This window comes from uncultured Kushneria sp., from assembly GCF_947497025.1.
Classification (GTDB): domain Bacteria; phylum Pseudomonadota; class Gammaproteobacteria; order Pseudomonadales; family Halomonadaceae; genus Kushneria.
In genome coordinates, this window is record NZ_CANMFC010000001.1 from 510,949 (window position 1) to 537,487 (window position 26,539).

22 protein-coding genes are annotated in these 26,539 nt (G+C 61.2%); 11 read left to right on the top strand and 11 right to left on the bottom strand.

Features of this window, described 5'->3' with window-relative positions; translation table 11 throughout:
- The first annotated feature begins 1 nt into the window (after position 1).
- From Q0931_RS02355 to Q0931_RS02365, 3 genes are all read left to right on the top strand, one after another.
- Positions 2–2,098 (top strand): FUSC family protein, encoded by a 2,097-nt coding sequence (locus Q0931_RS02355; RefSeq protein WP_299256873.1) that lies wholly within the window; start codon positions 2–4, stop codon positions 2,096–2,098.
- A 209-nt stretch (positions 2,099–2,307) separates the two neighbouring features.
- Positions 2,308–3,531, top strand: coding sequence for an acetate/propionate family kinase (locus Q0931_RS02360; RefSeq protein WP_299256875.1), 1,224 nt, complete (start codon positions 2,308–2,310; stop codon positions 3,529–3,531).
- Between the two features lie 30 nt (positions 3,532–3,561).
- The gene (locus tag Q0931_RS02365; RefSeq protein ID WP_299256877.1) at positions 3,562–5,976 is read left to right on the top strand and encodes a phosphoketolase; all 2,415 of its coding nucleotides are present in this window, start codon (positions 3,562–3,564) and stop codon (positions 5,974–5,976) included.
- A 113-nt stretch (positions 5,977–6,089) separates the two neighbouring features.
- Here Q0931_RS02365 and Q0931_RS02370 read toward each other — a convergent pair whose 3' ends face one another.
- Positions 6,090–6,479 (bottom strand): hypothetical protein, encoded by a 390-nt coding sequence (locus tag Q0931_RS02370; RefSeq protein ID WP_299256878.1) that lies wholly within the window; start codon positions 6,477–6,479, stop codon positions 6,090–6,092.
- 56 nt (positions 6,480–6,535) lie between these two features.
- Complete coding sequence (locus Q0931_RS02375) at positions 6,536–7,222, bottom strand: DUF6629 family protein (protein WP_299256880.1); 687 nt, start codon at positions 7,220–7,222, stop codon at positions 6,536–6,538.
- 159 nt (positions 7,223–7,381) lie between these two features.
- Here Q0931_RS02375 and Q0931_RS02380 point away from each other — a divergent pair, with 159 nt between their 5' ends.
- Together Q0931_RS02380 and Q0931_RS02385 are read left to right on the top strand one after the other, a co-directional pair.
- Positions 7,382–7,747 (top strand): hypothetical protein, encoded by a 366-nt coding sequence (locus tag Q0931_RS02380; RefSeq protein ID WP_299256882.1) that lies wholly within the window; start codon positions 7,382–7,384, stop codon positions 7,745–7,747.
- 50 nt (positions 7,748–7,797) lie between these two features.
- Complete coding sequence (locus Q0931_RS02385; RefSeq protein WP_299256884.1) at positions 7,798–8,370, top strand: gamma-glutamylcyclotransferase; 573 nt, start codon at positions 7,798–7,800, stop codon at positions 8,368–8,370.
- A 119-nt stretch (positions 8,371–8,489) separates the two neighbouring features.
- Here Q0931_RS02385 and Q0931_RS02390 read toward each other — a convergent pair whose 3' ends face one another.
- The gene (locus Q0931_RS02390; protein ID WP_299256886.1) at positions 8,490–9,974 is read right to left on the bottom strand and encodes a methyl-accepting chemotaxis protein; all 1,485 of its coding nucleotides are present in this window, start codon (positions 9,972–9,974) and stop codon (positions 8,490–8,492) included.
- A gap of 183 nt (positions 9,975–10,157) precedes the next feature.
- On the opposite strand from Q0931_RS02390, the gene Q0931_RS02395 reads away from it, so the two are divergent.
- Positions 10,158–12,449, top strand: a complete 2,292-nt coding sequence (locus Q0931_RS02395; RefSeq protein WP_299256888.1) for an EAL domain-containing protein — start codon at positions 10,158–10,160, stop codon at positions 12,447–12,449.
- 200 nt (positions 12,450–12,649) lie between these two features.
- On the opposite strand, the gene Q0931_RS02400 is transcribed toward Q0931_RS02395, so the two are convergent.
- Positions 12,650–13,759 (bottom strand): S-(hydroxymethyl)glutathione dehydrogenase/class III alcohol dehydrogenase, encoded by a 1,110-nt coding sequence (locus Q0931_RS02400; protein WP_086901141.1) that lies wholly within the window; start codon positions 13,757–13,759, stop codon positions 12,650–12,652.
- Between the two features lie 47 nt (positions 13,760–13,806).
- Positions 13,807–14,082, bottom strand: coding sequence for a formaldehyde-responsive transcriptional repressor FrmR (frmR, locus tag Q0931_RS02405; RefSeq protein WP_086901142.1), 276 nt, complete (start codon positions 14,080–14,082; stop codon positions 13,807–13,809).
- A gap of 337 nt (positions 14,083–14,419) precedes the next feature.
- Between frmR and Q0931_RS02410 the strand changes: the two genes are divergently transcribed.
- The 3 genes from Q0931_RS02410 to Q0931_RS02420 all read left to right on the top strand — a co-directional run bounded on the left by Q0931_RS02410 (position 14,420) and on the right by Q0931_RS02420 (position 18,135).
- Entirely contained in the window at positions 14,420–15,619 is a 1,200-nt protein-coding gene (locus tag Q0931_RS02410; RefSeq protein WP_299256895.1) for a saccharopine dehydrogenase family protein, read from the top strand.
- 6 nt (positions 15,620–15,625) lie between these two features.
- The gene (nspC, locus tag Q0931_RS02415; RefSeq protein WP_299256897.1) at positions 15,626–16,783 is read left to right on the top strand and encodes a carboxynorspermidine decarboxylase; all 1,158 of its coding nucleotides are present in this window, start codon (positions 15,626–15,628) and stop codon (positions 16,781–16,783) included.
- Between the two features lie 155 nt (positions 16,784–16,938).
- Entirely contained in the window at positions 16,939–18,135 is a 1,197-nt protein-coding gene (locus tag Q0931_RS02420; RefSeq protein ID WP_299256899.1) for a glycosyltransferase, read from the top strand.
- Here Q0931_RS02420 and Q0931_RS02425 read toward each other — a convergent pair.
- Entirely contained in the window at positions 18,126–19,001 is an 876-nt protein-coding gene (locus Q0931_RS02425; protein ID WP_299256901.1) for a galactosyltransferase-related protein, read from the bottom strand. The two genes, Q0931_RS02420 and Q0931_RS02425, sit on opposite strands and share 10 nt — an antisense overlap.
- A complete protein-coding gene (locus tag Q0931_RS02430) occupies positions 18,998–21,085 on the bottom strand; it encodes an HAD-IIB family hydrolase (protein WP_299256903.1) in 2,088 nt (695 codons plus the stop codon). The genes Q0931_RS02425 and Q0931_RS02430 overlap by 4 nt, the downstream gene beginning before the upstream one ends.
- 41 nt (positions 21,086–21,126) lie before the next feature.
- Here Q0931_RS02430 and Q0931_RS02435 point away from each other — a divergent pair, with 41 nt between their 5' ends.
- Entirely contained in the window at positions 21,127–22,179 is a 1,053-nt protein-coding gene (locus Q0931_RS02435) for a glycosyltransferase family 4 protein (protein WP_299256905.1), read from the top strand.
- Between the two features lie 90 nt (positions 22,180–22,269).
- Here Q0931_RS02435 and Q0931_RS02440 read toward each other — a convergent pair whose 3' ends face one another.
- The 3 genes from Q0931_RS02440 to Q0931_RS02450 all read right to left on the bottom strand — a co-directional run bounded on the left by Q0931_RS02440 (position 22,270) and on the right by Q0931_RS02450 (position 25,575).
- Complete coding sequence (locus tag Q0931_RS02440) at positions 22,270–23,451, bottom strand: MFS transporter (protein ID WP_299256907.1); 1,182 nt, start codon at positions 23,449–23,451, stop codon at positions 22,270–22,272.
- A gap of 64 nt (positions 23,452–23,515) precedes the next feature.
- Positions 23,516–24,892 carry a heavy metal sensor histidine kinase gene (locus Q0931_RS02445; protein WP_299256909.1) on the bottom strand — a complete coding sequence of 459 codons (1,377 nt, stop codon included), beginning with the start codon at positions 24,890–24,892 and terminating at the stop codon, positions 23,516–23,518.
- Positions 24,889–25,575, bottom strand: a complete 687-nt coding sequence (locus Q0931_RS02450; RefSeq protein WP_299256911.1) for a heavy metal response regulator transcription factor — start codon at positions 25,573–25,575, stop codon at positions 24,889–24,891. The genes Q0931_RS02445 and Q0931_RS02450 overlap by 4 nt, the downstream gene beginning before the upstream one ends.
- Before the next feature lie 244 nt (positions 25,576–25,819).
- Between Q0931_RS02450 and uraH the strand changes: the two genes are divergently transcribed.
- Positions 25,820–26,245 (top strand): hydroxyisourate hydrolase, encoded by a 426-nt coding sequence (gene uraH / locus Q0931_RS02455; RefSeq protein WP_299256913.1) that lies wholly within the window; start codon positions 25,820–25,822, stop codon positions 26,243–26,245.
- A 41-nt stretch (positions 26,246–26,286) separates the two neighbouring features.
- Here the strand turns inward: uraH and Q0931_RS02460 are convergent, their stop codons facing one another.
- Entirely contained in the window at positions 26,287–26,532 is a 246-nt protein-coding gene (locus tag Q0931_RS02460; RefSeq protein WP_299256915.1) for an HAD hydrolase-like protein, read from the bottom strand.
- Positions 26,533–26,539: the final 7 nt, after the last annotated feature.

The following is a 26,539-nucleotide window of genomic DNA, read 5'->3' on the forward strand; positions in this document are numbered from 1 at the left end:
CATGGCTCTTGGCCCCTGGGCGCGCGTTTACCTGACGCCGGACATCAACACCCTCAAGTTTGCGACCAAGGGTCTGGTGGCCATGACCCTGTCGCTTTATCTCGCCATGGAAATGCAGCTGGACCGGCCCTACTGGGCGCTGATCTCGGCGGTGTTTCTACAGATTCGCCCCCAGAGTGGGCTGGTCATTGAAAAGGGCTTTTGTCAGATTGGCGGCACCGTTATTGGCGGCGGCGTCGGTATTTTGATCATGGCGCTGAGCATGCAGATGCCGGCCATGGCGCTGATGCTCCTGATGATCTGGATCTTTATCTGCGCCACGTCATCGGCGCTGACGCGTAATTTCAACCTGACCTATGGTTTCGCGATGGGGGCCGCTACGGCCATCCTTGTCGTGGTGCTGACCATCGTGAACAACAATTCGAGTCAGGGCGTTTTTGATATTGCCGTCGCGCGCGTCAGCGAGATCGTGCTGGGAGCGACCTGCGCTACGCTGGTCAGCATGCTGCTCTGGCCCGAGCGGGTCAGATATATTATCCACAGCCACGCCAATACGGTGATCGATCAGACCTTCAAGGCGCTCGTCATGCATCTTGATGCCAGCGTCTCGATGAACGACGCGCGTCAGCAGATCATGGCGGCGCTGGAGCAGGCGTTGACGCTCAACAATGACAGTAGTGCGGTCGTCTATGAAGGTCCGCACGGTCCCGGACGTGCCCGGGCGGCTTATCTTTTATCCCAGCGGGCGCTGTCCATGATGGCTGAAATGCAGACCTATGCGCGCCTGGTCCGCGAACACCCGACGCTGGCAAGCGAAGCGTTTGAAAATGCGCTCAAGGATATCCGCGATACCATGGAGCGGGTCCGTTCGCGCCAGACCTATAGCGAGCGCAAACGTGAGATCAACGGCCTTCGACAGCGTATTCAGAAGGCCGAACTGCATCGTCATGGCACGCCGCTGGCCAGGCGAATGGCGCAGGGGCTGATGATGTTGCTGGGTTATGCCAGCGTCATGGTCGAGGCGCATCACGCCATCAACGATGCCGAGAACACCCGACTCAAGGCGCCGCGGCTGTCACGTCATCGTGACTATATGCCGGCGTTGACCATCGGCATTCGATCCAGTCTGTTGTTTGCCATCGGCTCAGTGATCTATGTCTCGACCCAGTGGGGGTCCGGCGTGCTGATGATGGTCTTGCCCGTGATTTTCGGCACCATGTTTGCCTCTTTTCCTTCCCCGACGGTCATGTTGAAAAACGTCATGAAAGGGGGCGCTGTCGGCGCCATCGCCGCGTTGGTGTTTGGTAACATTCTGCTGGCACAGGCGCCTCATGAATACCTTATGCTGATCATGGTCTTCGGGGCACCGCTCTTTCTGGGCTTGATGGCGCTCAATAATCGTCCGGTTCTGGCCAATGGGCTGGGCTTTTGCATCATCTACACCATCCTGACCATGCCCAGTAACAACATGACCTTCGACATCAGCAGTTTCATGGATCGCACGCTGGCCATCGCCCTGGGCCTGATCATTCTCTATACCGTCTTTCGGATCGTGCCTTCTCCCAACGCTCTGGTGCTGCGCCGTCGTGTCATCCGGGCCATTACCGATGACATGGAACAGCTGTGGGCACGCTCCTGCCGGAATTCGCGGGAAGGAGCGGCTGACTGGTTCAACGGTCGCATGGTGGAGCGCGTGCAGCGCCTGGCCAACTTTGACAGTCAGCTGCCGGAAGATCAGCGCTATCTGCTGGATCTGGGCATGACCGGCCTGAATCTGGGGCACGTGATTCTGGCCAACTATCGACGAGTTATCAGCCTGGATGATACGTCACCGACCCGGGAAGCCCTGAGACAGTGGCAGACGGCGCTGGCTCATGCCTATCAGGCCTGCGCCTGGGGAGATTTTGATGAACGCTTTACCGACGCCAGTCAGGCGCTTTTAAAGCAGTTGCGCGTCGCCGGTGAGATGGAGGAAGAGCAGATCGAGCTGGTCGAGGGCATGATCAAGCGTCTGGATATCACGCTGCATCGCTTTGCCAAAATGAGCAGCAGTCGTGATCAGCGCGATATTGACAGCGTGCTGCAGCAACCGTCGTAAAACCCACGTTGATCCAGTGCTGTCCCGGGCGGTGCGCGAAAGCGTACCGCCTTTTTTAATGCGTGACCTTTAATGTGTGATAGCGCCAGGACAAGCCTCACGTCCCGCGCTTTGACCCTATCGCCTTCATGCACTAATCCTTTAGGGGGCCAGAATGGTCCCGTGCTGACAGGGGTAACATCCATCGCATTCAGACAGGGCAGAACACCATGGCAAAAGAGACCGTGCCAGTCGTTATCGTGGTCAATGCAGGCTCTTCCAGTCTCAAGCTTTCGGTGTATTTTCTGGAAGATGACGACGCCCTGCGTCTGGCGGCTCACGGAGCCATCGAGGAGATCGGTGCCGAGTCCCCCCATCTTCAGGCGGATATGGCGGACGGCACCAACATTGCCGATAAAAATCTCTCGGCCCAACAGGTGGGCGACCATGGTGATGCCTACCAGATATTGCGCGAGTGCGTGACCAATGCCCTGGATCAGGTCCATCCAGTGGCTGTCGGCCATCGGGTACTGCATGGTGGGCGCGATTTCAGCGCCCCGGTGATTATCGACGAGCAGGTTCGCCGGCGCCTTGATGACTTCATCCCGCTGGCGCCCCTGCATCAACCGCATAACCTGACCGGTATTGATGCGGTCTCGCGCTACGCACCTGACGTGCTGCAGGTGGCCTGTTTTGATACCGCCTTTCATCACCAGCGCCCCGAAGTCTCCATGATGACCGGGTTGCCGTGGTCATGGTTTGAAAAGGGGCTTCAGCGCTACGGCTTTCACGGCCTCTCCTATGAATATATTGCCCATCGTCTGCCCGAGCTGGACCCGGCGCTGGCAAAAGGACACGTCATCGTGGCGCATCTGGGCAACGGTGCCAGCCTGTGTGCCATGAGTGACTGTCAAAGCATGGAAACCACCATGAGCTTTACGGCGCTGGACGGTCTGCCCATGGGCACCCGCTGTGGTGCGCTGGATCCGGGCACCGTACTGTATCTCCAGCAGCAGCACGGGCTCGATCATGATGCCCTGCAGGACATGCTTTACAAGGAGTCGGGGCTCAAGGGCATCTCGGGCATCAGCAGCAATATGCAGATCCTGCTGGAAGACGACTCACCGGAGGCTCGACGCGCCATCGATTTTTTCGTCTATCGCACCGCGCAGGAAGTCGGACGCATGGCGGTGGCGCTGGGCGGGTTTGACGGTCTTGTCTTTACCGGGGGCATCGGTGAACACGCCGCCCCCATTCGACAAATGATCGTTGAGAAACTCGCTGCAATCTTTCCCATGGTGCTGGATCAAAAGGCCAACATGTGTGAGGCCCCCGACCTCATTTCGACTCAGGAAAGCGCCATTACGGTCAGGGTGGTTCCGACTGATGAAGAGGGCATGCTGGCGCGTCATACCGTCAGTCTACTGCGCCGCCATACCACTCAAAACGGCTAAAACCGTCAATCGCTTAAACGGGAGGAGATCATGTCAGCTACCACACAGGCAGCCACGGACAGACGTACGCTGGATCACCAGACGCTGGAACATCTGGATGCCTGGTGGCGCGCTGCCAACTATCTCGCGGTCGGCCAGATTTATCTCAGGGATAACCCTCTGATGCGCGAGCCGCTCAAGATCGAGCACATCAAGCCGCGGCTGCTGGGGCACTGGGGCACGTCTCCCGGGCTGAATCTGATCTACACCCATCTCAATTATCAGATCAAAACGCGCGACCTCAACATGATTTATCTGGCCGGGCCCGGACATGGCGGTCCGGCCATTCTGGCCAATGTCTGGCTGGAAGGCAGTTACAGCGAGCATTTTCCGGAAGTCAGTCGGGATGAAGCCGGCATGCGCGCGCTCTTTCGCCGTTTTTCGACGCCCGGCGGCATTCCGAGCCACGTCAGCGTGCCCACGCCGGGGTCCATTCACGAAGGCGGTGAGCTGGGCTATGTGCTGACGCATGCCTTTGGCGCAGTATTTGATAATCCGGATTTGATCGCGGCTGCCGTGGTCGGCGATGGGGAGGCGGAAACCGGCCCGCTGGAAGGCTCATGGAAAGGCATTCGCTTTCTCAACCCGAAGCGTGACGGCGCGGTGCTACCGATCTTTCACCTCAATGGCTACAAGATTGCCAGTGCTTCGGTGATGGCGCGTCAGAGTGACGAGACCCTGACGCACTATTTCAAGGGGCATGGCTACTCACCGCGCTTCGTGGAAGGCGACGATCCGATGCAGGTCCATCGCGATATGCATGCTGTCCTGTCACAGGCGCTGGAAGATATTCGCGAGATTCAGCATCGGGCGCGCGAGCAGGACAGCCAGGAGATGCCCGAATGGCCCATGATTGTCATGCGCACCCCAAAGGGCTGGACCGGGCCGGATCGCGTGGATGGGGTGCCGATCGCCGGCAGCTACCGTTCCCATCAGGTGCCGCTGGGCGGCCTGAAGGATAACTCTGAACATTTGAAACTGCTGGAAGAATGGTTCAAGAGCTACCGCCCTGAAGCGCTTTTCGATGAGCAGGGGCGCCCGAACGCTGCGCTTGTTGATCAGGCGCCACAGGGCGAGCGTCGCATGGGCTCCAATCCGAATGCCAACGGCGGGCGGCTGCGAAAGCCCCTGACACTGCGCGACTGGGGTGATTATGGCGTCTCAATAGATGACGACAATCGCGGGCGCGAGATGACCAGCTCTACCGAGCGGCTGGGGCAGCTCATGCGCGATATCTATCGCGACAACCCGCACAATTTTCGCCTTTTCTGCCCGGATGAGACCAACTCCAATAAGCTCGGTGCGGTTTTCGAGGCTTCAGACCGCTGTCTGATGAGCCCGGTCAACGAGGACGACGAGCATATCTCGCCCGATGGTCGGGTGATGGAAGTACTCAGCGAGCACAACTGCCACGGCTGGCTGGAAGGTTACCTCCTGACCGGCCGGCACGGGATGTTTGCCAGCTACGAGGCGTTTGCCACCATTGTGGATTCAATGGCCATGCAGCACGCCAAATGGCTTGAGCATGCGCGCGATGTCGCCTGGCGCGAACCGATCCCCTCCATGAACTATCTGTTGACCTCGACCTGCTGGCGCAACGACCACAACGGGTTCAGCCATCAGGGGCCGGGCTTTATCGATAATCTCCTGAACAAGCAGCCGGAAGTCGTACGCATCTACATGCCGCCGGATGCCAACTGCCTGCTGTCGGTGGCCGATCACTGCTTCCAGAGCACCGACTACCTCAACGCCATCGTGATCGACAAGCACCCGCAACTGCAGTATTTGAGTGTTGATGAAGCACGTAAGCACTGCGCGCACGGCGCCAGTACCTGGCACTGGGCCAGCAACGAGCGTGACGATCAGGAAGACCCCGATATCGTTATGGCCTGTGCCGGTGACATCGCTACCCAGGAGATGCTGGCGGCCGTCGACCTGCTGCGTCACTACATGCCCAGGCTCAGCGTGCGCATGGTCAATGTGGTGGATCTGATGAGTCTGCCGCCGCGGGAGACCCATTCCCACGGCATGAGCCAGCAGCATTTCGTGGAGCTGTTCACGGTCGGCAAGCCCGTACTGTTTGCCTTTCACGGCTATCCGGGTGTGGTCCATCAACTGCTTCACGGCCGCTCCAGCAGTGAGCGTTTTCACGTGCGAGGGTATCGGGAGGAGGGAACGACCACGACGCCCTTTGACATGTTGGTGCTCAATGGCATGAGTCGTATCCATCTGGCGCTCGATGCGCTGCGCTACGCACCGGGGCATCTCAAAAATGCCGTACGTATCATTGATGAGCTCGAGGGGCTGCTGGAGCGCCACCATGCCTATATCCGCGAGCATTTCGAAGATATGCCGGAAATTACCCAATGGCGCTGGAATGCCGGACAGGCGCCGCTGAAAAATTAGTAACCCTTGAAAAAGGCGTAACCCTGTAGAACGCTGGAACGTCAAAAGGGGCCGATCGCGATCGGCCCCTTTTGTATGCTTGCTGATCCGAACGGGCCAGCGTTTGTCAGTGTTTAAAGATCATCCGGATCACGGCTTTCCATGTCCGGGCGGGTGCGCTGTGGGTCAACGTGGTCGCCGCCGTCGGACTCCTCAAAATCAAGCGACTTGATGTTGGCCTCGATGCCTTCTTCATCGGCTTCGGTGACTTCCAGCTCGTTTTCAAGCTCGGCCTCCTTTGCATCAAGGAGACACTCATCGTCATCCAGTGCGCCGGTCTCTACCAGGTCGGCGTATTCATCGTTTTCATCAGGCAGGACGGAGGCATTCTCCGTGGAGCCCGTGCCGTCGTTGATGTCTTCCAGATCATTGGTCCATGCAGCCGTTTCCGGCGTGGCGGCGGTCACATCCCGGCCGTCGCGTGCCGGGCGTTGATCGCTGGGACCCTTCTTTTCCTCGTCCATGAGTACGCTCCATCGTTATCAGGGAAATTGAATGACGTTGCCTTGAGTCTAGAACATTACGAGCCATTACCTGCAGGGAAGTGGTGATCCTGAGGCGTTTCTTCAACGTGGCGGGTCATGCGCTCACGCCGGAAATGCCAGTACACCATGACGCTGATCAGCGCAGCGTAAAAGCACCATACCGAGGTAAAGGCCCAGGTGCGAAAGAGCGCCACGACCGTCAGCCCGACCAGATTGGCCAACCCCATGATCATGAGCCAGCGCCGACGCGAGGCCAGCAGGGCGCCGCAGGTCGCGATCACGTAGACGATGGCGACCAGCATCTCGCGTGTGCGCGGATTGTGATAGGTAATGCTGTGCCCGCACTGACCAATCTCGGTAGGCAGGGTAGCGAGAAACCAGAGGTTGTAGGCCGAAAGCGCCGTGCCCAACAGCAAAAAGGGCACAATACGCCGACGCTCGCCGGAGGGCAGCAGCAGCCAGATGGCCATGGGCATGACCACAGGCAGCAGTCCCTGGGCATAAAAGACATAGAGCTCACCGGCAAGCCCCGGCCAGGGCGGCGCCAGCCTGCCGTCCATGCCCAGCCAGACGATGCCTTCCAGCAGCTGATGCAGGGCAAACAGGATCGGTATGGCAGCAAACAGCAGCGTCCGGGGCGTTCTGACCTGCATCAGTGTGGCCACACCCACCAGGGCGATGCCGGCACTGCCGGCAAAACTTGCAGAGGCGGAAAAACACATATTGATGTCCGAAGGCCGGCAGCGTTTCGGACGAACCCAAAGCGCTGCCGGTGAAATGGGAGAGTAAAGAGATAGCCCTCAAGAATAACTGAAAGATGATGATTCTGCCCCGGGCGTTTAGAATGGCCGCTCTTGATCATCACTCGAGGAAATGAACCGATGGACGACCTTTCTACTGCAGGCGTGGTTGTTGCTGGCGTCGTTGTGCTCGAAGGTGAACATATTGTGGCTGCTGGTTCGAGCGAGCAGGACGCCATGGCCAGCGTGCCTTCGGCCTGGCAGGCCAGTCCGGCGTTGAAGTGCGTCCCTGCTTCCATGAAGCTGGTACGCCAGGTCCAGAAGCACGGCAGCGTGCCCTTTGTTGTGGTGGAAGGCGTGCTGTGCACGATCGATGATGCCGATGCCCTGCTCGATGCCGATGAGGTGGTCGAGGAGCCCGGCAGCCCCGAGGTTGAGAACCTGTTGCGTCGTAGCGACGCGCTGGTGGCCGACAATGATGAAACGGATGCCGAAGACGTCGGCTGAACCGCTTGATGCTTTCCATCTCTTATTGATGCCGCAGGACAGTATGTCGCATGACCCGGAATGAGGCCTCACTTCGCCACGGCGAATCCCTTGAAAGCGATCAGCCGATCTGGCTGTTCGGCTATGGTTCGCTGATCTACAAGGTCGGCTTTGACTATCAGGAGCGCCGACCGGCCAGTATTCGCGGTTGGACGCGTCGTTTCTGGCAGGGCTCCCACGATCATCGCGGTACGCTCGAGTCGCCGGGAAGAGTGGCGACCCTGGTCGTCAGTGAAGGTGCCGTATGCCACGGCATGGCCTATCGCATCGCGCCCGAGGTGCTCAAGGCGCTCGATATCCGTGAGAAAAACGGCTACGTGCGCGTCATCACTGATCTCTATTTCGAGGATGGCACCCGCGACGAGGCGCTGGTCTATATGGCCACCCAGGGTAATGAAGCCTGGCTGGGGGAAGCCACGGCGTTCGAGATCGCTCAACAGATTTCAACCGCCGCGGGCCCCAGCGGTCCCAATCGGGACTATCTGCTGCTGCTGGCCGATTCCCTGCGCGACATGGGCCACGATGATCCCCATGTCTACGCCCTGGAGGAGGCCCTGCTGGCGCTGGAGGCCGGTACGCTCTGAGGCGTTATCTTCATGCGCAGGAGTCAAAAAAGGGGCCACTGATGCGGCCCCTTTTTTATGACAGATTTGTTTTATGGACGATCCATTTTACGGCTGATCCGTGGCAAATCGTCTGACCTTCAGAACGTCTCCCACTCATCCTCATCGCTTGTCACGCGACTGCTCCTGGCCGCAGGTGCAGAGTGCCCGGCTCTGGCAGCAGTCGTTGCCGAGGCGTCGTTCAAGGCGTTTGACCCTGCGGTTTTGATGGTTTCGTTACGATCATGGGACGCCGCCGCGGGCCGCGTCGATTGATGGGGGCCGGTTGAGGCTGTGGTGGCACGAGTATGGGCATCGTTGCCATGCGCGGCGGATTTGGCAGTCCCTGCGGCTCGAGCCTCGTGATGACCTGTTGCCGACGTATCACTGCCTTTTGAGGCCGCGCTGTCCTCGTCTGTCAGGGTGAACAGATCGACCGAATCGCGCAGGGCATGAGCCTGCCGTTCGAGCTCACTGGCGGCGCGGGCGGCGTTTTGTACCAGCTCGGCATTTTGCTGGGTGACCTGATCAATCTGGGAGATCGCCTGATTGACCTGGCCGATGCCGCTGCTCTGTTCCTGCGAGGCCGAGGCGATTTCGGCGATGATTTCAGTGGCGCGCTGAACGGATTCCACGATCACCTGCATGGTGCTGCTGGCCTGTTCGACCAGTTCAGAGCCGTCGCCCACCCGCTTCAGCGAGTTATCGATCAGCTCGCGAATGTCGCCGGCGGCGCTGGCCGAACGTCCTGCCAGCGCGCGGACTTCGCCGGCAACGACTGCAAATCCCTTGCCCTGTTCGCCGGCACGCGCAGCCTCGACCGAGGCGTTGAGGGCGAGAATGTTGGTCTGAAAGGCAATGGAGTCGATCAGGGCAATGATATCGCCCATCTGCTGAGAGCTCTGATTGATCCCCTGCATGGTCTGCTGAACTTCTACAATGACCTCACCGCCGCGCTGGGCCTGACGGGAAGCCTCCTGGGCCAGCTGACTGGCCTGACGCGAATTTTCGGCGTTTTGTGACACCGTGGCCGTCAGCTCTTCCATGCTGGCTGCCGTCTGTTCGAGAGACGCGGCCTGCTGCTCGGTGCGGGCCGACAGATCCATGTTGTCGCGGGCAATCAGGCGCGCATCGTCATTGATGCGATGACTGCCCAGGCGAACGGTGCTGACCGTATGTGACAGGCTCTGCTGGGTGGCCGATAGCGCCTTGAAGAGGCGGCCGATCTCGTTGTCGCCGCGCTGCTCGGCGCTCTGCGACAGATCGCCCTCGGCCATGCGCTCGAAATGGGTCACCAGCCGCTTGAGCGGATTGATGACGTTGACCGTCACGCCCCACATGACCACGGCACTGACCGCAACCGCCATTACCATGGAAAGCCCCATGATCGTGCGAAGCAGGGTAGCGGTCGTATCAAAGCCTGCCTGCAGCCGCGCGGCGTCATCGATCGCAAGGCGAGAGACGATGCCTTCACTGTAATGAAGACCGTAAAGTCCGAGGGCACCAACGCCCATGATCAGTGCCAGAAACACTACGATAACCAGTGTCCAGCTTGTTCTGACGGTCATGTCGTCAATCAGCTTCATGTCGGCTCTGCACCCTTTCAGGAGTCACGGGGAGGTATCTGATAATGCAGTGTTATCGGCGGTACACGGCAGATCTGAAGCTGTCATCGTCCGTATGAGGCGTGAGGGTGTGAAATACACTTTAGAAAAGTGCATCGAGGCCGTTATTCACGAAGCAGGCTCAAAAGAGACGATTGATTCGCCATGACCGTATTCTACGACCACAAGGGTGTTCCGGTACTTCAGCAGCTGTTGCGTAGCGCTGCGCATGCTGCCGACTGCACGTGCAGCGTTTTCTACGGCACCCGTGGCGATATTGTGGCCGGTTATGGCAGTGGTCTCTCCGCGGGTATGTCATCCGAAATGGTCGCCATGCTCGGTCAGCTGATCGACAGCAGTGGCGAAGGGCATCTGTGCATCGAAGATGTGCGCTGCACTCAGCCACCGCTGGCGGACATCGTCTGGCCCGAGGGCACCGCTTTCGCAGCACTGTTTCTGGTGCGATCAAGCAGTGCAGCGCTTCTGGGGGTGCTGGTGGTCGGCGATGACCGGCCGCGTTCGGGACTGAGCACGGCGCAGCGCTATGTGCTGCATACCCATGCCGCCCAGATTGCCCACTATGATGACTGCCAGCAGATACGCGAATCGATCGAGATCGCCAATACCACCACCAGCGAGCGCCTCAGGCTGCTGGAGTCGGTGGCGGTACATGCCAACGATGCGATCCTGATCACCGAGGCCGAGCCGATCGGTCTGCCGGGACCGCGCATTGTCTATTGCAACGCCGCCTTTACCCGCACTACCGGCTACACCGAAGCCGAAGTGCTGGGCAAAACACCGCGCATCCTGCAAAACCAGCGCACTGACCGCAGGGCACTGGATCGATTGAGAGCCGCGCTGGAAAAGTGGCAGCCCGTGGAACTCGAACTATTGAATGAACGCCGTGACGGCAGTGAGTTCTGGGTAGAGCTCAGTATCGTCCCGGTGGCCAATGAACGGGGCTGGTTTACCCATTGGGTGTCGGTCCAGCGCGATATCAGCGAGCGCAAACGGGCCGAGGCCGTCGAGCTTCAGGCGCGCCGAGCGCAGGCGGAAAACGTGGCGCTGGAAGCGCGGCTGCTGGAGCGCCAGCGCATCGAGCAGGAGCTCTCCTGGGCGGCGACCCACGATAATCTGACCGAGCTCTACAACCGGGCCTGGATCATGGGGCGCCTGCGTGAACTGCTTTCAAGAACGCCGCCGTCGCAGCCTGAAGCCGCCGTACTGTTCATGGATCTGGATCGCTTCAAACTCGTTAATGACAGTCTCGGTCATCGCGCCGGTGATCAGCTGTTGACGGACATGGCACGCCGGCTCGAATCCTGTCTGCGCAGCGTCGACACCCTGGCCCGAGTCGGCGGCGATGAATTCGTGGTGTTGATTGAGGATGTCTCGCCGAAGCGAGCGGCCGGTGAGGTCGCCCATCGCATTGCCCAGTGCCTGCAAAAGCCCTTCAGAATTCAGGGGCAGAATATCTTTTCTTCCAGCAGCATTGGCATCGTGCTGCTGGAGGCGCATTACCATACGCCCGAAGAATTGTTGCGTGATGCCGATACCGCCATGTATGTCGCCAAGGAGGAGGGTGTTGGGCGCTACGTCTTCTTTACGCCCTCGATGCGTGAAAGCGTGGTCGAGGCACTGGCGCTGCAAAATGACCTGCGCCATGCCATGAAGCGTGACGAGTTTACGCTGTGCTATCAGCCCATCCATGAACCGCATTCAAGGGCGATCAGGGGCATTGAGGCCCTGTTGACCTGGCAGCACCCTCAGCGTGGCAGAGTGGCACCGGAAGTCTTTATCGGCATGGCCGAAGAACTTGGCATTCTGCGAGACATCGGCCGCTGGGTTGTGCGTGAGGCCTGTCAGCAGCTGGCGGTCTGGCGCCGGGCGCATCCCGAGGTCTGTGACCAGCTGACGCTGAACATCAATGTCTCGGCCCAGGAGCTCAAGCATCATGGTTTCAAGAGTGATCTCGTCTCGGCGCTGGAAAGCAGCGGGGTGCCCGCGCATCTATTGCAGCTTGAAATCAACGAAGGCGTTTTTCGCCATCACCCCGAGGTTATCGGTCAGATCCTGCACGATATCCGCGCACTGGGCGTGAGCATCGTGCTGGATGATTTCGGCACCGGCTATTCGGCGCTGAGCTATATCGATCAGTACGAGATTGATGCCATCAAGGTGGATCGTGCCTTTGTGCTGCGCATGGTCCTTCACAAGCGCTCCATGGCGATCATGCAGAGTCTGTTGTGGCTGGGCAGGACCCTTGAGCTGGACATCGTGGCAGAAGGTGTGGAAACCCTGGAGCAGTTACAGATGCTGCAGCGTCTCGGATGTCCGCTGGCGCAGGGATATTTTCTTTCCCGACCGATGGCCCCCGATCAGATCGATCTGTTGTTGGCAAAACGTGAAAAGACGCCGTCCGGTGCTCGTTCGGCGTTACCGCGGCTGACGCCCTAGTCTGTGCCCGACGCTGATGAGGGCAGCTGCGCCTGATCAACGACCCATACGCACGAATGATCGTTGTCAGCGGTGAACGGGACGCCGAGCAGTCATGACCCGTTGATGCAACAGTGGGTCATGCACAAAAGGGGCGGGACAGCATCTTCGCTGTCCCGCCCCTTTATGATTGGCAGTGACGCTTGCGCACTGGTGCTCGATCAGTAGTGAATGACCGTACGGATCGACTTGCCTTCATGCATTAGCTCAAAGGCTTCGTTGATCTGCTCCAGCGGCATGGTATGAGTGACGAAAGGATCAAGGTCAATCTTGCCGCCCAGATAGTCGTTGACCATGCCCGGCAGTTGCGAGCGACCCTTGACGCCGCCAAACGCGGAGCCTTTCCAGACGCGGCCGGTGACCAGCTGGAAGGGGCGGGTGCGGATTTCCTGCCCGGCGCCTGCCACACCAATGATGATGCTCTCGCCCCAGCCCTTGTGACAGCACTCCAGCGCCGAGCGCATGACGTCGACATTGCCGATGCACTCAAAGCTGAACTCGACGCCGCCGTCGGTCATTTCGACAATCACTTCCTGGATCGGACGGTCATGATCCTTCGGATTGACGCAATCAGTGGCCCCCATGGAACGGGCCAGCTCGAACTTGTTCGGGTTGGTGTCGATGGCAATGATGCGCGAGGCTTTCGCCTGCACGGCGCCCTGAATGGCGGCAAGGCCAATGCCGCCCAGACCGAAGATGGCGACGGTATCCCCTTCCTTGACCTTGGCAGTATTGTGTACCGCACCGATGCCGGTGGTTACACCACAGCCCAGCAGGCACACCTTTTCCAGCGGCGCCTCTTCGTTGACCACGGCCAGCGATACCTCGGCGACCACAGTGTATTCACTGAAGGTGCTGGTGCCCATGTAGTGATAGATCGGCTCACCGTTATAGGAGAAGCGAGTGGTGCCATCCGGCATCAGACCCTTGCCCTGGGTGGTGCGAACCGCCGAGCACAGGTTGGTCTTGCCCGAACGGCAGAACTTGCACTCGCCGCATTCGGCCGTGTAGAGCGGAATAACGTGATCACCCGGCTTGACGCTGGTCACGCCTTCGCCCACGGCCTCAACAATACCGCCACCCTCATGGCCCAGCACGGCAGGGAAGATGCCTTCCGGGTCGTCGCCGGAGAGCGTGAAGGCATCCGTGTGGCACACGCCGGTATGCGTAATGCGCACCAGTACCTCGCCCTTGCGGGGCGGTTCAACGTCAATTTCCACGATTTCGAGCGGTTTGCCTGGTCCAAAGGCGACAGCAGCACGTGATTTCAAGTGACTCTCCTTAGAGGTTGTGAAGGGCCCGCCTACCGGGCCACAGGCTATTTCAGATAGGAACGGATCAGTGAGGCCGTCTCATCCACGCGATCAGTACGCTCCTCATCGCTGGCGGCAGCGTCGCCAAAGGTCTCACGGATGTGCGTTTCCATCATCTCCGACATCAGGCCGTTGATGGCGCCGCGCATGGCCGCGATCTGTTGCAGAATCGGGGCGCACTCGGCGCCGGCTTCCAGCTGACGCTCCAGTGCCTCGCACTGACCTCGAATGCGACGCACCCGGGTAAGAACACGCTTTTTTGCAGCGGGAGAATGCGGCATGAGGACATCTCTATATACTATACCCCAGTATGATAAAGACATTTTGACCGGGATGCATCCCTTCATTGGTTGGGCCGAAAACCCCACCACTCAATGTCAAAACATTCCCTTCAATGCATGTCTGCCATCACATATTAATGTAAAAACACTTGAGACCGACGGCCGGCAAGGCCATCATCGGCGGCCTTCTTGCCGCAATGCCCCAGCAGGGCAGGCGAGACCACGACCGGGGTGGCATCGGGTCGGGGTGTGCTGAATCTTTCCTGGTGAAAAGTTGGTTGCCCACTACCGATAAGACCCTTACCACTGTTGACTTTCCCGATCTGGAATTGACTCCATGAACAAGGTTCTGATTATTGGCGCCGGTGGCGTCGGTGGCGTTGTAACCCACAAGTGTGCGCAACACCCTGAAGTGTTTGGCGAGATCTGTCTGGCCAGCCGCAACGAAGCAAAGTGCAAGGTGATCGCCGATCAGCTGTCGCGCCCCATTCAGACCGCACAGGTCGACGCCGATGACGTTGACGCCCTGGTGGCGCTGATTGAATCCTTCAAGCCGGATGTTCTGATCCATGTGGCACTGCCCTATCAGGATCTGACCATCATGGAAGCCTGCCTGCGCACCAATGTGCCCTATCTGGACACGGCCAACTACGAGCATCCCGACGAGGCGAAGTTCGAGTACAAGGAGCAGTGGGCCTTCCAGGACCGCTATGTGAAAGCGGGCAACATGGCCACGCTCGGCTGCGGCTTTGATCCGGGCATGACCAACATCTACTGCGCCTATGGCCAGAAGAACCTGTTTGACGAAATCCACCGCATCGACATTCTCGATGCCAACGGTGGCGATCACGGCTACCCGTTTGCCACCAACTTCAACCCGGAGATCAACATTCGCGAAATCACCGCGAATGGGCGCTACTGGGAGAAGGGCGAGTGGGTTGAAACCGCGCCGCTGTCGGAAAAGCGCACCTTTGATTTCGACGGCATCGGCGAAAAGGATCTTTACCTGCTCTATCACGAAGAGCTGGAATCGCTGGCGCTGAACATCAAAGGCATCGAGCGCATTCGCTTCTGGATGACCTTTTCTGAAAAGTACCTGACGCATCTGAAGGTGCTGGAAAACGTCGGCATGACCAGCATTGAGCCGATCAATGTCAACGGCTGCGAGATCTCGCCGCTGCAGTTTCTGAAGTCGGTGCTGCCTGACCCGGCCTCGCTCGGACCGCGCACGAAAGGCAAGACCAACATCGGCGTCATCCTCGACGGCATCAAGGATGGCAAGCGTCGCAAGGTGTATATCTACAACATCTGCGACCACGAGAAGTGCTACGCCGAAGTGCAGTCCCAGGCGATCTCGTTCACCACCGGCGTGCCGGCCGTCACTGGCGCCATGCTGATGCTCGAAGGCCTCTGGAAGGGCGAAGGCGTGTTCAACGTCGAGCAGCTCGACCCGAACCCCTTCATGGAGCGTATCGGCGACATGGGCCTGCCCTGGCAGATGGTCGAGCTCGACCCCGACCATGACCCGCTGGGCTGAGCCTTGATGAGCGATACCGGAATCGACTTTGACCTCCACGCCTGTCCGTCACCGGCCTACGTGGTCGATGACGCGCTGCTGCGGCGCAATCTGGAGCGGCTGGGGCGGGTGCAGGAAGAGAGTGGCGCAAAGATCCTGCTGGCGCTGAAGGGCTTTGCCCTGTGGGACAGCTTTCCGCTGGTGCGCCAGTATCTGGTCGGCACCACCGCCAGCGGTCAGGATGAGGCGCGGCTGGGGGCCGAAACCTTCGGTGGCGAGGTGCATGTCTACTCGCCGGCCTTTACCGAGGCCGAGATGGCGGAAGTGCTGCGCTACGCCGATCACCTGAGCTTCAACTCACCCAACCAGTGGCGGCGTCATCGCGACACCGTCATGGCAGCGCCGCGGCGTCCCTCCTGTGGCCTGCGGGTGAACCCCGAGCACTCCACCGGGGCCGTGGCACTCTATGACCCCTGCGCGGCGGGCTCCCGGCTGGGTACCCGGGCGAGTGATATCGCGCCAGGGGATCTCGACGGTCTGGAAGGGCTTCACTTTCACACCCTGTGTGAGCAGAACAGTGATGCACTGGAAGAGACGCTGGCGGCGTTCGAGGTGAAGTTCGGTCAGTATCTGGGTGATATGCGCTGGGTCAACTTCGGCGGTGGGCACCACATCACGCGGGAGGATTACGACGTGGCGCGGCTGGTGCGCGTCATTCGTGACTTCCGGGCGCGCTATCCGCATCTCAAGGTCTATCTGGAACCGGGTGAGGCCATTGCGCTTAATACCGGCTACCTGGTGGCGACCGTGCTGGATATCGTCGATAACCACGGGCCGATTGCGATTCTGGATACCTCCGCCACGGCGCACATGCCGGACGTGCTGGAGATGCCGTATCGGCCCGAAATCATTGGCGCCGGCCATCCGGGAGAGAAGGTCCATACCTATCGCCTCGGCGGCATGACCTGCCTGGCCGGTGACGTGATCGGTGACTACGCCTTTGACGCACCGCTTGAAATCGGCGACCGGCTGGTCTTTACCGACATGGCGCACTACACCATGGTCAAGACCACCACCTTCAACGGCATTCGTCTGCCCTCGATCTGCCGGATTGATGAAAAAAGTCGCGAGATTCGAACGGTTCGAACCTTTGGCTACGTCGACTACATGCAGCGTTTGAGCTGATTAGAGCGCTGTCATGGCATGACCCAACGCCCCGCACCCGCGGGGCGTTTTTTTAAAGATATGTCGAGCAGACGCAACAGGTGTCAAGGCGCTTTATCAGTACTGGTGCCACACTGGCTCATGGACTCTCCATGACACAGGGAATGTGGCATCTCATGACAAGACCCATCAGTTTTTTCGTACACCACCAGGGGCGTGGCCACGCCCGCCGCACCATGGCGATCATTCGCGAGTTTTCCCCCGAACGCCCGGTCAGCGTGATGACCGCTGACCCGTCGCTGTTTGATGGCTTTGAGCGGGACATCGAATTGATCGCGCTGCCCAACATGATCGGCGCCGATGTGCCGACTCAGGCCCTTTTTGATCAGCCCACGCCGTCGGTCATGCACTGCGTGCCGATGGGGGTGGTCGAGATGCGCCAGACCATGCGCCGCATTCTGGATCATCTGGACGATATCGAGGCCGGGCTTTTCGTGATCGATGTGTCAGCCGAGCTGGCGCTGCTGTCGCGGGTGGCCAGCGTCCCGGCGGTCAAGATCCGCATGCACGGTGATCGTAATGACCCGGGGCATCTGGGCGCCTACGAGGCGTGCGTTGGCATGCTGGCCCCTTATGACGCGCGCCTGGAACAGGACGACTACCCGGATCATCTGCGGGCTAAGACCTTCTATAGCGGTGGGCTGTGTACCACCACGCCCGATGTGCCCACGCGTGAGGCGGCGCGCGCGCGGCTGGGGCTCGATCCGGATCGCGAGATCGTGGTGGCCCTGACCGGCGGTGGCGGGGCGGGCACACCCTGTGCGCCGCTGACCGTGGCCGCACGTGCCGCGCCCCGGACCCTTTTTCTGACCATTGGACCGCTGCACCTGGAAGGCCATGAGACCGATTTTGCCAATCTCATCAACTGTGGCTGGGTCGATAACGTGGTCGACTACATCGCGGCCAGCGACATGATCATTGCCTCGGCCGGGGACAACACGGTGCATGAAGTGGCCATGCTGGAGCGGCCCTACATCTGCGCGCCGGAGTGGCGCTACTTTGGCGAGCAGACCCGCAAGGCCGAATGCCTGGCCGGGCTGGGTGCAGCGGTCAACATGACCCACTGGCCGTCCGATTTCGCCGGCTGGCAGGATGTGCTGTCCCGGGCGCGCGACCTTGATGTTGAGCGGCTGGCCGAGCTGTATGCGCCTGACGCGGCGCGACGGGCCGCGCAGTGGCTGGAAGCCTGTGTGGATCGTCTCTGGGAGGGCGCACCGGCAGGATCTGTCGAGCACGTGCCGTCCGAGACAGCCGCCAGCACCGTGCCGAATGCGCCGCACCCGGCGGTGGCCAACGATCTGTATCAGCAGTAGCGGGCACTCGAGGGCAGTTGCGCCTCATCGATCTCCTGGTCGGTCGGTGTGCGTACCACTCGGATGTCATCGGCCTCGGGTGACCAGTCGATCACGCCGACATCACGGAACTGCCCCAGCCAGTAGTCCATGCACCAGCGCCCCCAGCGCGCATGAAAGCGCCGGGCATTGGCGACGATGGCCTCCAGATAGGGGTAGGGCGGGGCATGCAGCGGGTGGTGCTGATGCCAGGCCAGCGCCCCGCCCAGCCAGTACAGTGGAATCCCGGCGGCGGCCAGCCGCCAGGCGTAGTCGGTCTCCTCCCCGCCATAGCCCACGTAGGCTTCATCCATGCCGCCGGCACGCCAGTGATCGGCGCGCATCAGTGCAAAGCTGAGCCCCCACAGCTGACCGTGATCGGGCTCAGGACGAACTTCCCTTGAAGAGAGGGCCGGACGCGCCGGATGGCGCTCCCCCTGCTCACTCAGACGGTCAATATCCATGTCTCCGCGGTCGTGATAGCGCACGGCATCGGCCGGCAGATAATGCACCTCGCCGATGTAGAGGGCGGGGCGGGTCTGTAACGCCTCATGGTAGCGGGCGATCAGCTCGGGGGAGGCGATGCAGTCCACATCGAGAAAGACCAGCGCTTCGAAACTTGCCGCCTCGACGGCGGCATTGCGGGCGCGTGCCAGCGGCAGGGCATCGCCTTCCACCATGACGTGATGGACAGGAAAGGAATTCTCGGGGAGATCGCACTCCCGCGTGGGCTGCATCCAGGCAATCACCAGCTCATCAGGGCGCTGCTGCTGCATCTCAAGGCTTCGCATCAGGTTGACGAGGTGCTCGCGCCGGTGCCGCACCAGGGTCAGGACGCTGAGTTTCATGAGGCAAGCTCCCGGTGCTGATGCTGCTGCTGGAAGTGTTTGACGCCCTCGATGATGCCCAGGGCGTGGGCGGCGCTGGCGGCATAGACATGGCGCATGCCAGGGGCGTCAAGCAGACCATCGCTGTAGTTGGCCACCACGATCGAGCAGGGCATTGATCGCAGCATGTCGAGATCGTTGCCCGAGTCACCGGCCACGTAAAGCTGCCTTTCGGAGATATTGAAGCGCTGTCTGACGTGCTCGACGGCCAGCCCCTTGGAGGCATTGATGGGCAGGATGTCGAAGTAGCGCCCGTGGCTGTGGATCACCGTACAGGCCAGCCCCCGATCCTGGAGATAGCGCTGCACGCGGCCGACCAGCGCCGTATCGCCATCGCTGAAATAGCTCAGCTTGTGACGGCGCTGCTCCAGTGGGCCCTGCGGCGTCAGGCCGGGAAAGTCCTCAAGGGCGTGCGCGATGGCCCCACGCTGCCAGCGTTCATCAATCAGGGACGACCAGCGCTCATCCTGCTGGTAGCGCACCCCGCTGTCATCGAGGTAGTGGATCTCGGAACCCACCGAGGAGATGATCAGCTGCGGGTAGACGATACCGGCCTGCTCCAGAATGGACAGGGCACTGTGGAAGCTGCGCCCGGTGGCCACGCCAAAACCAAGCCGAGGCTGGGCCTGATACCAGGCATTGAAGGCCTGGATGCCGACCGGCGAGCCGGTGAGGGTGTTATCGATATCGCAGATCAACAGTGCCGGTGGCGACGTTCGGTGCGGGTGGGGATGACACAGGCGCGTCAGCAGGTCGTGGTAGCGCGCCACGTGGCGCTGCCAGTCAAAGGCCAGCACTGCCTGATGACCATTGTTGGCCATGCGTTGCCAGCGGGTTGGATCATTGAGCAGCGCCAGCATCTCGCCGGCCATGCGCTCGGTGTGGCGTGGGTTGATCAGGATGCCGTTGCCGCACTGCTCGATGATGTCGTTGGGGCCGCCACTGTCGGTGGCCACCAGCGGCAGTCCGGCGGCGGACGCTTCTAGCAGCGTCAGCCCGAAGGGCTCGTTGAATGCCGGATTGATGAAGATGCCGCCGCGCTCGCGCGCCCAGGCATAGAGCGCCGGAATATCCTCCTCTCGGTGATGGCGCGGATAGGCCACCTGCCCGTAGAGATCGTAATCGTCGATCAGCTCCAGCAGCTCGCGCAGGTTGTCGGCAAACTCGGGCTCCAGATGATCGATGCGCTCACGTACGCCGGCCACAATCACCAGATTGGCCTTGTCCCTCAGCGCCGGGCTGTTGCCAAAGGCGCGTACCAGCGCGGCCAGGTTCTTGCGTGTCACCGGGCGGGCAATGGCCAGCAGCGCCGGCTTGTTCGGATCGGTGAGAAAGCGTCCCAGCATGGCCTCCACACAGGGGGTGGAGGCCGCCTCGGTGAAGGCGCTCAGGTGACTGCCGGGGGGAATGACCCGAATGCGCCCGGCATCATACCCGGGGTAGTCGGCATACTGGATTTCGGCTTCATCGCGGGAGCTGGCAATGATCAGCCCGGCCTCGCGAATGGCGCGCGCTTCGAAGGCGATGCGCCGCGTCAGGGCCTGACGCATGGAAGGCGGCAGTGGCGTCCCACTCTGTTGCAGACATGCCAGCTTGCTGCGCCCCAGCGAATGACCGGTAAACACGAAGGGAATGCCAAGGCGCGCCTGCATCTCGGCGGCGACCTCACCGGCATCGGCGTAGTGGGCGTGCAGGGCATTCGGCAATTGCGGCTGCCTCTTCAGCCACTGCTCGAAAGCGTCCATAAAGGCGGGCAGCTCCTGATAAAGCTGCTCCTTGGGCAGATAGTCCGGGTTGTCAGTGGCCAGACGGACCAGCGTGACCTTCTCGCTCAGCACTTCCCGCGCCCAGGTGTAGTCGACCTGGCTGAAATCGCTGTCGAAGGCGCGCGTGACCAGCGTGATGCGCTTGATGGCCGGGTCCTGCTCGCTGGCCTCTACCAGTTCCAGCAGATATCGAATATGGCCTCCTGTGTCGGCGGTGATGCCATACTCGATATCGCTGCCGCGCAGGCAGCCCTGTAACGCCACATGTACGATATGCATGGTGTGAAAAATCCCTTTCACTGATATGGAACGTCCCTTTCATGCCCAACAAGGATCGTTTGCGCATTGCCCAGATCGCCCCGGTCATCTTTCCGGTACCGCCGGCGGATCATGGCGGCACCGAGCGTATCGTGTCGGATCTGACCGAAGCGCTCGTGGCAATGGGGCACGATGTGACCCTCATTGCTCCCGGTGACAGCCGGACCAGCGCCCGCCATATTGCGGCCTCGCCCAGCCTGAGCCTTTTACAGCAGCGCCATGACAACGTGCCGCCGGGCGTGCCCGGGGTGCTGGAAGCGCTGGCACTTGAGCAACTGCGCCAGCACCTGGACGACTTTGATGTCATCCACTGCCATGGCGAGTTCTGTCACGCCGCCCTGCTGGGCGAGCGACGCCGGCATAGCCTGACCACCATCCACTGGCGGGTTGATGAGCTGGATCGCCAGCTGTTCTTTGCGGGCTTCCCCGATCTGCCGGTGGCGGCCATCTCCCACGCTCAGGGCGCAGGAATTCCGACATCCAACCGACTTGGAACGGTCTATCACGGGCTGGACGCTGATCGCTTTAACCCAGGTAACGGCAAGGGCGACTATCTCGCCTTCATTGGTCGCATGACCGATCAGAAACGCCCTGATCGTGCCATCGATATCGCGCGCGCCACCGGCCATGAACTGCGTCTGGCCGGCACGGTGGATGTGGGCAACCCTGACTGGTTTGATCAGCATGTTCGCCCCGAGCTCGATGAACACATTCGCTACGTGGGCCCCATCAATGATAGTCAGAAACAGACACTGCTCGGCGCTGCCAGGGCACTTCTTTTTCCCATCGACTGGCCGGAGCCCTTTGGGCTGGTCATGATCGAGGCGATGGCCTGTGGCACACCGGTCATTGCCTGGCGTAATGGGGCGGTCGAGGAGATTGTCGAGGAGGGCGTGACCGGCTTTATTGTCGATTCACATGATGACGCCGTGGCGGCGATCGCCCGGCTTGATGAGATCGATCGCAATCGGGTGCGGGCGGTCTTTCTTGAGCGTTTCAGCGCTGCACGCATGGCGCAGGACTACGTGACGCTCTATCGCCGGTTGCTCGCCTGAGTACACGGGTGCAGCAGGCTGCTGTACCCGTGGGAAAATCTCGGGGGAATTCGGACAACGCCCCAGGGAATGAAGGGAAAATCAGTCACATCAGTCGTGCGGCCTGACCAGACGATCCCGCCCGGCGCCCAGCGCCACGATCATGGCGCCCAGGCCGATCAGGCCCAGCAGGATGCCTACCACGTCCCAGCCACCCGACCAGTCATGCAGCAGCCCGACCAGCAGCGGGCCGAAGGCCGCCAGCACGTAGCCAAACCCCTGGGCCATGCCGGAGAGTTCGGCGGCGGTGTCGGCATCCGGTGCACGCAGGGCCAGCAGCGTCAGCGCCATGCTGAAGGTGCCGCCCTGGCCCAGCCCCAGAATCACGATCCAGAGCCACAGGCTGTCGGTCGGCGCATACAGACAGCCCGCCAGACCGCACAGGGTGAGCATCATGACGGCAATCAGTACCGCGCGCTGATCCTTCATGCGGCTGCCGATCAATGGCGCCACAATGGCGGTGATCACCTGACACAGGATCGACACCGACAGGGCCAGCCCCGCCGTGACCGGGGCCACGCCGCGATCCTGCAAAATGGTCGGCAGCCAGCCAAACACCGTATAGGCCAGCGACGACTGCAGCCCCATGAACAGCGTGACCTGCCAGGCCAGACCGCTGCGATACAGGGAGTGACCGCCCCGGGGGCGCATGCGAGCGGTATGTTTGATCCGAAGCTGGGGAATCCAGACCAGTGCGGCAATCACCGCCGGCACCAGCCAGAAGGCCAGCGAGGGCTGCCACTGATCACCAAAGGCCTGACGCAGCGGTTCGGTGGCGCCGGCCGCCAGCGAGGCCCCCAGATTGAGCGCCACGGTATATAGCCCGGTCATCAGGCTGACCCGGGTCGGGAAGTCGCGCTTGACGATGCCCGGCAGCAGCACATTCATGATGCCGATGCAGGCACCGGCCAGCGCCGTGAACACGAAAAGCCCCGGCATGCCGGTGACGGGGCGCGCCAGCAAAGTCACGGCCAGCAGGATCAAAATGATGAAGATGGTCCGTTCGGGCCCAAGGCGTCTTGAAAGTCTGGGTGCCAGCGGCGCTGCCAGCCCGAGGCAAACGACCGGCAGCGTGGTCAGCACGCCCTGAGCGGCCGGCGACAGCGATAGCCCGGCGGCGATGTTCTTGAGCACCGGGGACACGCTGGTCAGCGCCGGTCGCAGGTTGATGGCCACCAGCAACAGCCCGACCAGCGCCAGTGCCCCCTGATACCCCTTTTTTGTATAGCTCACCGATGTCATGCCACGACATTCCCTTGGAACAAAAAAGTGCCCCATTTTGGGGCAGAACGTTGCATCAGGATAGCGATTGTGCGACCGGCAGTCGCAGAGAAAAGCAGACCCCGCCGCCGTGATTGTCCGCCGACGCTGTGCCGCCATGAAGCCCGGCGATGGCGCGCACAATGGCAAGCCCCAGCCCGCCGGAATCATCCGGTGTCTGGCGCGACGCATCGATGCGATAAAACCGCTCGAACACCAGCGGCAGATGTTGCGGTTCGATCCGGGGGCCGTCGTTGCACACGTAGAGTTCGACGGCGCCATCATGACCACGCGTGCCGATGGTCACGGTGGTGTTGGTGTAGGCGTAGCGCAGGGCATTGGCGATCAGATTGGCCAGCGCCCGGCGCAGCAGGTCGACATCGCCATGGACCTGCCCGTGAGCGCAGGGCGCCAGCGTCAGCCCCCGCTCCTCGGCCATGCCTTCAAAGTAGTCACACAGCTGAACGGCCAGCGCGTTCAAATCGACCGGTTGGTGATCAAGCGCTGTATCGGCCTGCTCGGCGCGGGCCAGAAACAGCATGCTGTCGATCATGCGCGAGAGCCGCTCATACTCCTCCAGATGCGAGCCCAAAAGCGTCTGATACGCCTCGATGCTTCTATCCCGCTGCATGGCCTGCTGGGTCTGACCCATCAGGTTGCTCAGGGGCGTGCGCATCTCATGGGCCAGATCTTCCGAGAAGCGTGAGAGCTGCATGAAGCCTTGCTCGAGTCTTTCCAGCATGACGTTGAGAACACGCCCCAGCACGCGCAGCTCGCTGACCTCGCCCGTGTGCGGCAGGCGATGATGCAGATGGCGGGTATCGATGGCATTGATGCGCCCGGCCAGTCGCCGAACCGGCGCCAGCCCGCGCAGCGCGATCCAGTAACCCAGCATCAGCGCCAGCAGGGCGCCGCCCAGCAGGGAAGCCAGCAGCCGGTGGCGATAGTCACCCAGCATGCGGGTGCGCTCATCGAGCACGCGCCCCGCGACCAGCGTGACCGGCTGGTTCTGAAAGCGCACCGTCACCCAGGCCAGACGCGCCGGTGAGGGGGTCTCCAGCGTCGCCAGTTGCACACCGTCGCCTTGCGGCAGCTCGGGCACGGCGCGATGCACGGGGTTGACCTCCAGCAGCGCCCGGCCGCGGTCGTCCAGCAGCCACAGCAGGCTTTCGCGGTTATCCAGCATGTTGGCGTACAGTCCGGGGCGCTGGCGCAGTACCGCAAGGCTGTCGCTGTCCTCGAGCAGTGCCGTCATCCGCTCGAGTCGACCCTTGAGCGCCTGATCATCGCGCCAGACGATTTCCCGTTCCAGCGCGTGATAGAGATACACCCCAATGCCGCCCAGCAGCAGCACGGTGGCCAGCGCAAACATCAGTGCCAGCCGCCAGGCCAGCGAGCGGGGTACAAGCTTCATGGTGCTGCGCTTGTCGTGTCAGGCCCGAGACAATAGCCCATGCCGCGTACCGTATGAATCAAACGGGTGTCGAAGGGCTCATCGATCTTGCTGCGCAGGCGGCGGATGGCGACATCCACCACGTTGGTGTCGCTGTCAAAGTTCATGTTCCAGACCTGGGAGGCGATATGCGTGCGCGAGAGCACCTCGCCCTCATGGCTGATCAGCAGATGCAGCAGGGCGAACTCTCGATTGGTCAGGTGGATGGCCTGTCCCTGACGCACCACCCGGCGCTGCAGCACATCCAGCTCGAGGTTGGAGACACGAAAAAGATGGATCTCGCGCGGCGGCCCCCGGCGCAACAGCGTGCGCACTCGCGCCAGTAGCTCCACAAACGAGAACGGCTTGATCAGATAGTCATCGGCGCCCAGCTCCAGTCCGCGCACCCGATAGGCCACTGCATCGCGCGCGGTGAGAAACAGCACCGGCGTCTGCCAGCGACTGCGGATGAACTGCAGCAGCTGCCAGCCATCCATGTTGGGGACCATCACATCCAGAATGAACAGATCAAAATGGGCATGGAGAATGCGCTCACGGGCCAGCAGGCCGTCATGGACCACCTCCACGGTATAGCCCGACTCGCTCAGTCCCTTGTGCAGGTAGTCGGCCGTCTTGATTTCGTCCTCGACGATCAGAATGCGCACGTCTTTCTCCTCAACGTCTTTCTCCCCGCCTTGCTCCCGACGAGAGCGTGCCTCCGGCAAGGGCGTGATCCTGAGCCATTTCAGCGCGCGGCACCATTACAACATTGTCATGTGGGCGTAATGGTGACGGCGCCCGCGCCGGGGCAAGCTTGCCCTCGCTGATACGCACTCCTGCCTCGCGCTCGGGCCAGGGGATCGATGGATTCCATCGGAGCCAGAAAAAGGCTCTGCCACGGAGATGATCATGATGAAATGGATGACCGGTGCCGCGCTGCTGCTGTGCGCCGTACCCGCGCTGTCACAGGCCGCAGACAATACAAGTGCCGACAGAAATCCGCTGAGCGTGCATGTGCTCAACACGCAGACGGGCATGCCCTCGTCCGGCGTTGAGGTCATGCTCGAGCAAAGGACCGACAGCGGCTGGAAAACACTGGCCACGCAGACCACCAATACCGATGGCCGCATCCCGGCGCTCTATCCGCAGGGCGAGACCATGGCTGCCGGCGTGTACCGCGTGGTGTTTGAAACCGGCGACTGGTATGACCAGCAGGGCACCGAGACCTTCTTCCCCGAGATCCCGGTGCCGTTTCGGGTCGAGCCGGGTGTGGCGCACTACCACATTCCGCTGTTGTTGAGCCCGTATGCCTACTCCACCTATCGCGGCAGCTGATCCGGGGCGTTCGCTCGTGCTGCACCGGTCATGCAGTAGTGTCATGACCGGTGCAGCGCCGCCATCAACGCATGACAGTCGGCCAGGTGATGGTCGGTGGCTTCGGGGCAGGCGTTCTCTGGTGCATTGACCAGCACGGTGCGGGTGCCCGCCGCGCGCCCGCACTGCATATCCAGCGGGCTGTCACCCACCATCACCACGCTTGAGGGCGCCACGCCCCAGTGGCTGATAAAGTGTTCCAGCCCACCCGGGTGTGGTTTGGGGGACGCATCCTCCCGGCCCAGCACATCAGCA

Coding starts and splice junctions, on each gene's coding strand:
- Q0931_RS02430 (WP_299256903.1), bottom strand. CDS start 21,085: ATGCATATCGTACATGTGGCGTTACAGGGCTGCCTGCGCGGCAGCGAT.
- Q0931_RS02435 (WP_299256905.1), top strand. CDS start 21,127: ATGCCCAACAAGGATCGTTTGCGCATTGCCCAGATCGCCCCGGTCATC.
- nspC (WP_299256897.1), top strand. CDS start 15,626: ATGAGCGATACCGGAATCGACTTTGACCTCCACGCCTGTCCGTCACCG.
- Q0931_RS02360 (WP_299256875.1), top strand. CDS start 2,308: ATGGCAAAAGAGACCGTGCCAGTCGTTATCGTGGTCAATGCAGGCTCT.
- Q0931_RS02375 (WP_299256880.1), bottom strand. CDS start 7,222: ATGTGTTTTTCCGCCTCTGCAAGTTTTGCCGGCAGTGCCGGCATCGCC.
- Q0931_RS02445 (WP_299256909.1), bottom strand. CDS start 24,892: ATGAAGCTTGTACCCCGCTCGCTGGCCTGGCGGCTGGCACTGATGTTT.
- Q0931_RS02410 (WP_299256895.1), top strand. CDS start 14,420: ATGAACAAGGTTCTGATTATTGGCGCCGGTGGCGTCGGTGGCGTTGTA.
- Q0931_RS02365 (WP_299256877.1), top strand. CDS start 3,562: ATGTCAGCTACCACACAGGCAGCCACGGACAGACGTACGCTGGATCAC.
- frmR (WP_086901142.1), bottom strand. CDS start 14,082: ATGCCGCATTCTCCCGCTGCAAAAAAGCGTGTTCTTACCCGGGTGCGT.
- Q0931_RS02390 (WP_299256886.1), bottom strand. CDS start 9,974: ATGAAGCTGATTGACGACATGACCGTCAGAACAAGCTGGACACTGGTT.
- Q0931_RS02355 (WP_299256873.1), top strand. CDS start 2: ATGGCTCTTGGCCCCTGGGCGCGCGTTTACCTGACGCCGGACATCAAC.
- Q0931_RS02370 (WP_299256878.1), bottom strand. CDS start 6,479: ATGGACGAGGAAAAGAAGGGTCCCAGCGATCAACGCCCGGCACGCGAC.
- uraH (WP_299256913.1), top strand. CDS start 25,820: ATGATGAAATGGATGACCGGTGCCGCGCTGCTGCTGTGCGCCGTACCC.
- Q0931_RS02380 (WP_299256882.1), top strand. CDS start 7,382: ATGGACGACCTTTCTACTGCAGGCGTGGTTGTTGCTGGCGTCGTTGTG.
- Q0931_RS02385 (WP_299256884.1), top strand. CDS start 7,798: ATGACCCGGAATGAGGCCTCACTTCGCCACGGCGAATCCCTTGAAAGC.
- Q0931_RS02420 (WP_299256899.1), top strand. CDS start 16,939: ATGACAAGACCCATCAGTTTTTTCGTACACCACCAGGGGCGTGGCCAC.
- Q0931_RS02395 (WP_299256888.1), top strand. CDS start 10,158: ATGACCGTATTCTACGACCACAAGGGTGTTCCGGTACTTCAGCAGCTG.
- Q0931_RS02425 (WP_299256901.1), bottom strand. CDS start 19,001: ATGAAACTCAGCGTCCTGACCCTGGTGCGGCACCGGCGCGAGCACCTC.